Raw genomic sequence first — 9913 nt, 5'->3', positions numbered from 1 at the left:
GAAGACGTTGGTACTTAGGCCGCGTACTTTGCGGCCTTACGTACCACTACGTCTTCATCTAAGCGAGAGCGCGCTGCGAATGAACATGTTTTGCAGCACGTCCTCATTCTGGGAAACTGTGAAAATTGACGAATTCTATCTTATTCCTCTATATTGGTGGATACAAGGCAGTAGGTCTGCCTGTATTCCTTTGGCGTCATCCCCCTGTGCTTCCGGAAGCATCTTCTGAAATAGTCCGTGTCCGAATATCCGCACTGGTAGGCGATTTCGTTGCCATTCAGGCTGGTTTCGATCAGCATCTTGGAGGCTTTGTTCAGGCGGTGCTCGTGTATGGCATCGGTAAGGGTCTTTCCGTAAATCTGATTGAAGATCCTCCCGAGATAATCCGTATTGCAGTCCAGGGCTTCCGCGATAATGGATGACGAGAGCGGCTCTTCGATATGGAGCCGGATATACTGGTCGGCATTGTTTGCAAGCACCAGCTTCGGGCTGCTGATCTTCATCGGACAGCTGGAATCCGATAATTCACATAGAATCTCAAGAAGTATCAGGTTCAGGACAGTCTTGTTTTCGAAATCGTATTCCTGCCGCTTAATGAACCTGCGCATGAGTTCTACATACTGTTCGGGATTGGACAGGTTGATCAGCTGCGGAAGAGACATGATGCCTTTTCCGAGAGCGTCCGCCTCTTCGTCAATCCTGAAATGGATCCAATAGAAGGAAAGGTTCTTGTCGAACTGCCGGGTACCGCCATGGTGCCTGTTAGGAAACAGGATGATGGCCTGTCCCTGCTCGACATTATAAGTCACATCCTCTTCAAACATCCCAAGGACACCGGAATTCACATAGATGATTTCAAAGGAATCGATTGTACGCTCGACATGCCTGCCGAGCCCCCTGGAGATAAAATACCCTGCATTCAGGGCACTTACGGGAAGAACTGCTTTTAAATGCAACAGGCTTTTCATATTTTCTCCTTTCTCAAAAGTCGGAATTGTACTGTTTTTATAGACCATTCTCATCTTGTAACAGAACAGGATAGATGTCAAGATATAGCTGTATATATTTTTTAAGGGAAGGGATTTAACATGGCATATTTAACAGCAACTATTAGGAAACATTTTACAGATACTTATTTTTCAAGGCGTCCGCTCAGCGAAGCCGACTACTCAAGGAGCAGAAATCTGTTCATTTTAGAGGGTGTCTGCGCCAACGGAATCTTCACACTGACTTCGGGAGCTTTTCTGTCGGGCTACGTGGCTTCCCTCGGTGCGGATGAGTCACTGAACGGAATTATCGGTTCCATCCCGACGCTTTTATGTGCCACACAGCTGTTTTCATCGGTAGTGATCGAGAACCTGAAACAGAAAAAATTTCTGATCGCGATTATGGCGCTGATCCATCGTCTTCTGCTTGCAGGTATGTTTTTCATACCGTTTTTCGTACAGGGAATAGCGGCAAGAATTACAGCTATGATTATCATGTTTTCGGTTTCCCATTTCTGTGGGACTTTCATAGGTACAGGTGCCGGGAACTGGATTCTGCAGCTGCTGGCAAACAATAATGTAGGCAGCTACCTTGGAAAAAAAGACGCATACGCATTGGGTGCGGCAACGCTTATTTCACTGGTCATGGGCAAGGTGCTTGACAATTACCGGTCTTCCGGGGCTGAGCTGTTCGGATTTGCAGTCATCGGGATAGCAGCATTGGCAATCGCCTTCACCAACTTCTATTGCCTTTCTTCCATAAAAGAACCGGCATCGGAAATCAGGAGAGAAAAGGTGAACCTGAAGGATGTCCTGACAAAACCCCTGGCCCATAAAGGGTTCAGAAAGATAATCCTGTTCTATGTATTCTGGAATCTGGCCCTTCAGATAGCCGGCCCGTTTTTTTCCATTTATATGGTGACCGGCCTGAAGCTGGATTATTTTTATATTACTACTGTCGGGCTGCTATCATCAGCAGCGAGGGTAGGGGCCGCCATCATATGGGGGCAGATGGCGGACAAAAAATCCTGGCTCTGGGTAACCAAAGCGTCCATAGCATTGCTTGGAGTAATCCATTTCTGCTGGTTTTTCCTGACGCAGGAATCCTATGTGGTGCTGATGCCTGTTCTGCAGGTATTTTCGGGAATCGCCTGGGGAGGAATCGCCATTGCGATGTTCAACATACAGTATGCATTCGCACCGCTGGAAAACCGGGTGATTTATGTAAGCGCTAACACGTCTTATGCCGGAATATGCGGATTTGCGGCATCCTTATGCGGAGCATTGCTGCTGAAGCTTCTGCCGGATATGGCAATAGGAGGTTTCACGGGAACGGGCATGCAGATGCTGTTTGCCATATCGGGAATATTGATGATCGGATGTGTGCTGTTTATCAGGATCGTCCTTGAAAAAAATAGGTAATAATAAGCACAGCTTATTGACAGATGCAGGTTCATGCTGTAGACTGTAAAAACAATAAAAGTAAATAGAAACCTCACTTCTGTGAGGTAGAGGTTGCGATATTTAACAGTCTTTAGTGGAGTTTGAGAAACGTGGAAACTATTGAGAAGGAAATGTCGCCGAAGCAGATGGCAGGCTCGATGCTGTCTGCTGGGCCTGCAGTTAAGAGCTGCAGGACTGTCTCAATGGAGATCCGGTCTGTTGAGTTGTGCTATCTCGGTTGGGAAGAAAGAGGAATTCAGGGCGTAGTGCCCATTTTGACCCGAGCAGAACTCGGGTCTTTTCTTATCTCGCGGGAGTGTCAAAAGCCCATCTACAAATGGTAGTCGTCAATTTGCACAGTTTTCGTAATGAGGACGTGATGCAAAACATGTTGATTCGCAGCGCGCTCTCGCTTAGATGAAGACGTAGTGGTACGTAAGGCCGCAAAGTACGCGGCCTAAGTACCAACGTCTTCATAAAGCTGCTCATCAATTCATGTTTTGTATCACTGTTTGATAGGTGGCCACTGTGCAAATTGACGAAGCTAAATTTCAGAAGGGCTTTTGACACACGATTCCGTATAGGAAATAGCGCCTTGTGAGATAAAAAAACTTTCTGCATGGAAAAATATCAGACAAATTGATCAGGAGGATTGAATATGAAAAGAAAGTTATGGATGAAGATTTTTACAATCTTGATGGCCATGTCCCTGCTGCTAGGATTGGGTGCAGGAAGCGCTAGGTATGCGCAGGCTGCGGAAGTGAGCAGCGATATTGTTGTTGAGAGTGCAGACGGATCGGCATCAGGAAGTGAAGATGAATTCAGGGTAGGCATGGAAGCGGGATATCCGCCGTTTAACTGGACGCAGACGGATGACAGCAACGGTGCGGTCAGGATTGACGGAAACAAAGAGTATGCAGGAGGATATGATGTCCAGATTGCAAAAAAGGTTGCCGAAGGATTAGGAAAGAAATTGGTAATTGTAAAGACGGAATGGGACGGTCTGGTTCCGGCCCTGGTTTCTGGAAAAATCGATGCTATCATCGCCGGCATGTCGCCGACTGCAGAGCGTAAGGAAACAATCGACTTCTCGGACATTTACTACAAGTCAGACCTGATCATCGTCGTGAAGAAAGGGGAAGCATATGAGGATGCCACCTCCATTGCGGACTTTAAGGGAGCGAAGATAACCGCACAGCTGAATACCTTTCATTATGGAGTCATAGATCAGATTGAAGGCGTAATCAGGCAGACGGCAATGGATAATTTTACTGCCATGCGCGTGGCGCTTGAAGCGGGAATGATAGACGGCTATGTGTCTGAAAAGCCGGAAGGCGTAAGTGCGTCAATGGCGAACAGCAACTTTGCGATGGTGGAATTCGATAAAGGAAAGGGTTTTGCCACCGCTGAGGAGGATACGGCGATTTCAGTCGGAATCGCAAAGGACAGCGAACTGACAGGACAAATCAATGAGATTTTGTCAGGCATTTCAGAAGAGGAACGTACGGAACTCATGGATGAGGCGATTTTGGAACAGCCAGCTTCCGGAGGAAATAAGACCAGCTTCCAGTGGTTTATCGATATCATGAAAGAAAACGGCCCTATGTTTCTGCGCGGCGCCGGAATGACCCTTCTGATTTCACTGACGGGCACGATTCTGGGATTCCTGATCGGACTCCTGGTTGGTGTAATCAAGACCATACCGATGCCGTTGAAAGGAGCCGGAAGAACAGCGCAGAAGATAATTAACGGGCTGCTGTCTGTCTATGTTGAATTTTTCAGGGGAACACCGATGATTGTACAGGCGATGGTAATCTACTACGGATCTGCGCTTGCCTTTGACATTCACATGAACCGTCTGGCTGCAGCCATCTTCATTGTTTCGATCAATACGGGTGCATATATGTCGGAGATCATCCGCGGCGGTATCGTATCCATCGACAAGGGCCAGTTTGAGGCTGCACAGGCTGTCGGCATGAACCATGTGCAGACAATGACCAACGTCGTGCTGCCCCAGGTAATCAGAAATATTCTGCCTGCAACAGGTAATGAGTTTGTCATCAATATCAAGGATACTTCCGTACTGAACGTAATTGCCGTAACGGAGCTGTTTTTCCAGACAAAATCAGTAGCGGGCAACAACTTCAGATATTTCGAGTCCTTCTTTGTTGCATGTATTCTGTATTTTATTATGACATTTACCGTAACAAGAATATTGCGTCATATCGAGAAACGTCTGGACGGTCCGGCCAACTATAATATGATTACGAATCAGGCGCCGGACGAAGATACTGACAGCACTGCAGGACAGGCATAGAGAGGAGGAAAAAATATGGAAAAAGTAATAGAGATACAGCACTTAAGCAAGTCCTTCGGAACCCATGAGGTTTTGAAGGATATAGATTTTACTGTAAACAAGGGCGAAGTCGTCTGCATCATTGGCTCTTCAGGCTCAGGAAAGTCAACGCTTCTCCGATGCATAAACCTTCTTGAAAGGCCGAGCGGCGGTATGATCATCTATAATGGTGAAAACATACTGGACGAAAAGCATGATATCCACCAGTACCGTACAAAACTGGGGATGGTGTTCCAGCAGTTCAATCTATTCAATAACCATAATGTCCTGAACAACTGTATTGTGGGACAGGTCAAGGTTTTAGGACGTTCGAAAGAAGATGCTAAAAAAGTTGCCATGAAATATTTAAAGAATGTCGGGATGGAAAAGTATGTAAATGCGAAACCGAGCCAGCTCTCAGGCGGACAGAAACAGAGGGTAGCCATTGCAAGAGCCTTGTCTATGGAACCCGATGTGCTGCTCTTTGATGAGCCGACATCAGCCCTCGATCCGGAAATGGTAGGGGAAGTGCTCAAGGTCATGAAGGATCTTGCCCACACAGGGCTTACCATGCTTGTCGTAACCCATGAGATGGCGTTTGCAAAGGAAGTTTCTGACAGGGTCGTATTCATGGACAAAGGAGTAATCGCAGAAGAGGGTACTCCGGAACTGATCTTTAATAATCCAACCCAGGATAGGACGAGAGAATTCTTAAAACGAACACTTTAATGATATAAGAGAAACCCCGCTTTCCATCAGGAAATGCGGGGTTTCTTTGATATTCTGTTAAGCGCGGTTCTGGGCAGCGACAAGATTTTCGCTGCAGTAGATCTTGCGGAGCTTCGGTTTTTCAATCTTGCCGGTAGGATTCCTTGGGATATCAGCAAAGATTATTTTGTGGGGCCTTTTATATCTCGGCAGCTCATGGCAGAAGCTGTTGATCTCTTCTTCTGTGCAGGTATAGCCGTCTTTGATCTCTATGATGGCAGCTGTGACTTCGCCGAGACGTTTGTCAGGAAGCCCGATCACAGCGACATCCTTGACTGCGTTGTGTGCCCTCAGGAAGTCTTCAATCTGTACAGGATAGATATTTTCACCGCCGCTGATGACCACATCTTTTTTTCGGTCGACAAGGAAGATAAATCCGTCTTCGTCTTCCTGTGCCATGTCGCCGGTATAAAGCCAGCCGTCCTGAAGGACTTCCGCGGTAGCTGCAGGGTCGTTGAAATAGCAGGTCATGACGCCGGGGCCTTTTACAGCCAGCTCGCCTACTTCACCACGAGCGACCGTGTTCCGTTTTTCGTCAACGATTTTTACTTCCCAGCCATATCCGGCTTTGCCGATGGCACCTACTTTGTGGATGTTCTCAACGCCCAGATGGACGCATCCGGGTCCGATGGACTCACTGAGGCCGTAATTCGTATCATATTCATGATGAGGAAATTTTTCCTTCCAGCGTGCAATCAGGCTTGGCGGCACAGGCTGTGCACCGATGTGCATAAGCCTCCATTGGGACAGTTCATAGTCGTCCAGGTTGATATCGCCCCGGTCGATGGCATCCAGTATATCCTGCGCCCATGGAACAAGGAGCCATACGATCGTACATTTTTCTTTGGATACTACGTCCAGGATATATTCCGGCTTCGTGCCTGTGAGCAGGATGGCTTTGCCGCCAACTAAAAAGCTTCCGAACCAGTGCATCTTTGCACCTGTGTGATAGAGCGGCGGAATGCAGAGGAATATGTCATCCTTAGTCTGGCCGTGATGCGCCTGTTCTACCCTGCAGGCATGCATGAGGCTCATATGGCTATGCAGGATGGCCTTAGGGAATCCGGTAGTCCCTGAAGAGAAATAGATTGCCGCATCGTCTTCGTCCGTTATTTCAATTTGCTGGAACTGGCTTGAACAGTTTGCGGTAAGTCCGTAATAATCCTCTGCAAAACTTGGCGCATTATCACCGACGAAAAAGAGAAGGCGGTTTTTGCTGATTTCATCGGCAATTTCTTCAACCCTGCCGATGAATGCAGGTCCGAATATAAGCACATCTGCTTCAGCCAGTTTTACGCAATACTCGATCTCATCCGAGGTGTATCTGAAATTCAAAGGCACTGCCAGTGCTCCGGTCTTTAGAATACCAAAATAGATCGGAAGCCACTCCAGGCAGTTCATCAGAAGAATGGCGACCTTGTCCCCTTTTTTGATCCCTCTGCTGGTAAGGAGATTGGCAAATCTGTTTGCTTTTTCATTGAACACATTCCAGGTGATTTCCCTGCGGTAGTTGGACATCTGAGTCGGTTCAATCAGTTCATATTCTTTCCAGGTTACGCGTCTTGTCTCCTGGATGTCGGGGTTGATTTCTACGAGGCAGGTGTCATCTCCGTATAATTGACAATTGCGCTCCAATATATCCGTTATAGGCATAATCTAACTTCCTTTCAATAATAACAATATTAATAAATATTTTGCCACATTAAAGTGAAAAAGTAAACCGTTTTTGAGATATTTCTTTGTAACTTTTAGATATCCTGTGCCTATGGCAGAGTCGGACACAGGATTACTTTTAATAAGAAATTCGGCAATGGACGACAGCTGTATTGACATTGATGAAAGCCATATGATATGATGCTTTAGTGCCATGATTTTACTGTGGCAGATTGATAAAGAGATAGACAAGTAATGGAGGAAAGTATGAGAAAAAAAATAAGCTTATTATTAGCATTGGCATTAGCAGTAGGTTCGTTAGCGGGCTGTGGCGGAACAGATAAAAAAGAAGACACATCAGCAGCGGAGACAAAGGAAACGGGAACGACAGCGGAAGCATCTGAAAGAACATCTCTGGTTGTTGGATTTGATGCTGAGTTTGAACCATACGGCTTCATGGACGAGAACGGCGAATATGTCGGCTTCGACCTTGATCTGGCGCAGGAAGTCTGCGAACGCAACGACTGGGAACTGGTAAAGCAGCCGATCGACTGGGATGCGAAAGACATGGAGCTGAATTCAGGATCCATCGACTGTATCTGGAACGGATTTACAATCAACGGACGTGAGAAGGACTATACATGGAGCTCTGCTTATGTTAACAACAGCCAGGTATTCGTTGTCGGCGCTGCTTCAGGAATCAAAGACCAGGCAGGTCTTGCAGGAAAAGTGGTTGCAGTCCAGAAGGATTCTTCAGCCCTTGCAGCCCTTGACAGCGAAGACAATGCTGATTTGAAAGCATCCTTTACTGAAATGGTTGAATTTGGCGATTACAACACAGCCTTCATGGAACTTGAAATGGGAAGCGTTGATGCAATCGCAATGGATATCGGTGTTGCAAAAGCGCAGATGTCTTCACGTGACAAAGATACCTTCCTTATCCTTGACGAATACCTTTCAGCTGAACAGTATGGCATCGGATTCAAATTAGGAAACGAAGAGCTCAGAGATCAGGTCGAAGCGACAATGATGGAAATGCTTGAGGATGGAACGTTCCTGGAAATTGCAACAAAATGGGATTTACAGGACAGCGTTTGTCTGGGTGAATAAAAAATTATAAAGGGCAGATGCATCTGCCCTTTTTCGTTTGGAGGGACTTATATGGAATTTTCATTTATGCTGATGCAGTTGGGGAAGGGATTTCTTGCTACTGTCCAGGTTTTTGCTCTTACCCTTATTTTTTCGCTGCCCCTGGGACTGCTGATATCTTTCGGAAGGATGTCGAAAATTTTTCCGGTGCGCCTTATAACCAAGTTCTACATATCGGTTATGCGAGGTACACCTTTGATGCTGCAGCTGATTGTGGTCTACTTTGCGCCATTTTACGTATTCGGGCTTCAGCTGCCGCGTTCATACCGCTTTACGGCTGTCATAGTCGCTTTCGTACTGAACTATGCGGCATATTTCGCAGAGATCTACCGCTCGGGAATCGAATCCATGCCGGTCGGCCAGTATGAAGCAGCGAAGGTACTGGGATATAATAAAGGGCAGACATTTTTCAAGATCATCCTGCCTCAGGTAATCAAGCGCGTTCTGCCGCCTGTAACAAACGAGACGATCACGCTGGTTAAGGATACTTCCCTTGCTTTTGTGCTTTCCGTTGTTGAAATGTTTACCGCTGCCAAACAGATAGCGGCTTCTGAAACGACGATCATGCCGCTTATGGTTGCAGGCCTGTTCTATTACATATTCAATCTTGTGGTTGCATTAGGGATGGAGCAGCTCGAAAAGAAACTAAACTATTACAGATAGAGGGAAAACGATGAAAATATTAGAAATCAACCATATGAAAAAATCATTTGATGACCTTGAAGTAATCAAAGACATTTCGTTATCAGTAAATGAAGGTGAAGTTTTATCCATCATTGGCCCTTCAGGTTCGGGAAAATCCACGGTGCTCCGCTGCGCGACCATGCTCGAGAAAATGGATGGCGGCGAGCTTATTTATCTTGGAGAGCATGCGGCAGAGATGAATAACGAAGGCAGGAGCGTCTATGCTTCAAAAAAGGATCTGAAGAGAATCCACAAACACTTCGGTCTGGTTTTCCAGAGCTTCAATCTCTTTCCCCATTACAGCGTGTTGAAAAACATCATCGACGCGCCAATGAGCGTAGATAAGATCAGCAGAAAAGAAGCGGAAGAGCGTGCGATGGCTCTTCTGAAAAAACTGGGTCTTGAAGATAAAAAGGACGCTTATCCATTCCAGCTTTCGGGCGGACAGCAGCAGCGTGTTTCCATTGCAAGGGCTCTGGCGCTTCAGCCCAAAATACTGTTCTTTGATGAACCGACTTCGGCTCTTGATCCTGAGCTTACAGGGGAAGTGCTGAAAGTAATCAAAGAACTTGCCCAGGATAATATGACAATGATAATCGTGACCCATGAAATGCAGTTTGCAAAAGAGCTTTCTGACAGGATCATCTTCATGGAAGATGGCGTGATTCAGGGTGAGGGAACTCCGGAGGACATCTTCAATACGGAGAATGAACGTATTAAGGATTTCATTGGAAAGTTTGCCGGATAAGGCCTGAACAGTCATTGGAAAGCCAGCCGACCGGAACTGATTAAACAGTTCCGGTCGGTTTTTTTCCGCTATCAGGACGTGATGGCTGGCGTCTGTGTAATCAGGACGTGATGCAAAACATGTTCATTCGCAGCGCGCTCTCGCTTA

Annotated in this window: 8 protein-coding genes and 1 riboswitch; of the genes, 6 read left to right on the top strand and 2 right to left on the bottom strand. The window is 46.5% G+C overall.

Annotated features, from left to right (window positions below):
- Positions 1–140 precede the first annotated feature (140 nt).
- Entirely contained in the window at positions 141–968 is an 828-nt protein-coding gene (locus tag BJR36_RS05295) for a helix-turn-helix transcriptional regulator (RefSeq protein WP_091231102.1), read from the bottom strand.
- A gap of 120 nt (positions 969–1088) precedes the next feature.
- On the opposite strand from BJR36_RS05295, the gene BJR36_RS05290 reads away from it, so the two are divergent.
- The 3 genes from BJR36_RS05290 (at position 1089) to BJR36_RS05275 (ending at position 5493) form a co-directional block, all read left to right on the top strand.
- Entirely contained in the window at positions 1089–2408 is a 1320-nt protein-coding gene (locus tag BJR36_RS05290) for an MFS transporter (protein WP_091231100.1), read from the top strand.
- Positions 2409–2487: 79 nt separating this feature from the next.
- A riboswitch (Lysine riboswitch) is annotated at positions 2488–2669 on the top strand.
- A 418-nt stretch (positions 2670–3087) separates the two neighbouring features.
- Complete coding sequence (locus BJR36_RS20955) at positions 3088–4746, top strand: ABC transporter permease subunit (RefSeq protein ID WP_207648818.1); 1659 nt, start codon at positions 3088–3090, stop codon at positions 4744–4746.
- A gap of 15 nt (positions 4747–4761) precedes the next feature.
- On the top strand, positions 4762–5493 hold the full coding sequence (locus BJR36_RS05275; RefSeq protein ID WP_091231094.1) for an amino acid ABC transporter ATP-binding protein: 732 nt from the start codon (positions 4762–4764) through the stop codon (positions 5491–5493).
- A 57-nt stretch (positions 5494–5550) separates the two neighbouring features.
- Here the strand turns inward: BJR36_RS05275 and BJR36_RS05270 are convergent, their stop codons facing one another.
- Positions 5551–7185: a class I adenylate-forming enzyme family protein gene (locus BJR36_RS05270; protein ID WP_091231091.1), complete on the bottom strand. Its 1635-nt coding sequence runs from the start codon at positions 7183–7185 to the stop codon at positions 5551–5553.
- A 267-nt stretch (positions 7186–7452) separates the two neighbouring features.
- Here BJR36_RS05270 and BJR36_RS20635 point away from each other — a divergent pair, with 267 nt between their 5' ends.
- From BJR36_RS20635 to BJR36_RS05260, 3 genes are read left to right on the top strand one after another with little or no spacing between them, the layout of a single operon-like run.
- The gene (locus BJR36_RS20635) at positions 7453–8295 is read left to right on the top strand and encodes an amino acid ABC transporter substrate-binding protein (protein ID WP_242875465.1); all 843 of its coding nucleotides are present in this window, start codon (positions 7453–7455) and stop codon (positions 8293–8295) included.
- A 51-nt stretch (positions 8296–8346) separates the two neighbouring features.
- Positions 8347–8997, top strand: coding sequence for an amino acid ABC transporter permease (locus BJR36_RS20630; protein WP_242875464.1), 651 nt, complete (start codon positions 8347–8349; stop codon positions 8995–8997).
- A gap of 10 nt (positions 8998–9007) precedes the next feature.
- Positions 9008–9766, top strand: a complete 759-nt coding sequence (locus BJR36_RS05260) for an amino acid ABC transporter ATP-binding protein (RefSeq protein ID WP_091231088.1) — start codon at positions 9008–9010, stop codon at positions 9764–9766.
- Positions 9767–9913 lie beyond the last annotated feature (147 nt).

The organism is Anaerobium acetethylicum (assembly GCF_900096945.1).
Taxonomy (GTDB): Bacteria; Bacillota; Clostridia; order Lachnospirales; family Lachnospiraceae; genus Anaerobium; species Anaerobium acetethylicum.
Note: the sequence above shows the minus strand (reverse complement) of the source record. Positions and strands in the feature narration are given on the sequence as shown.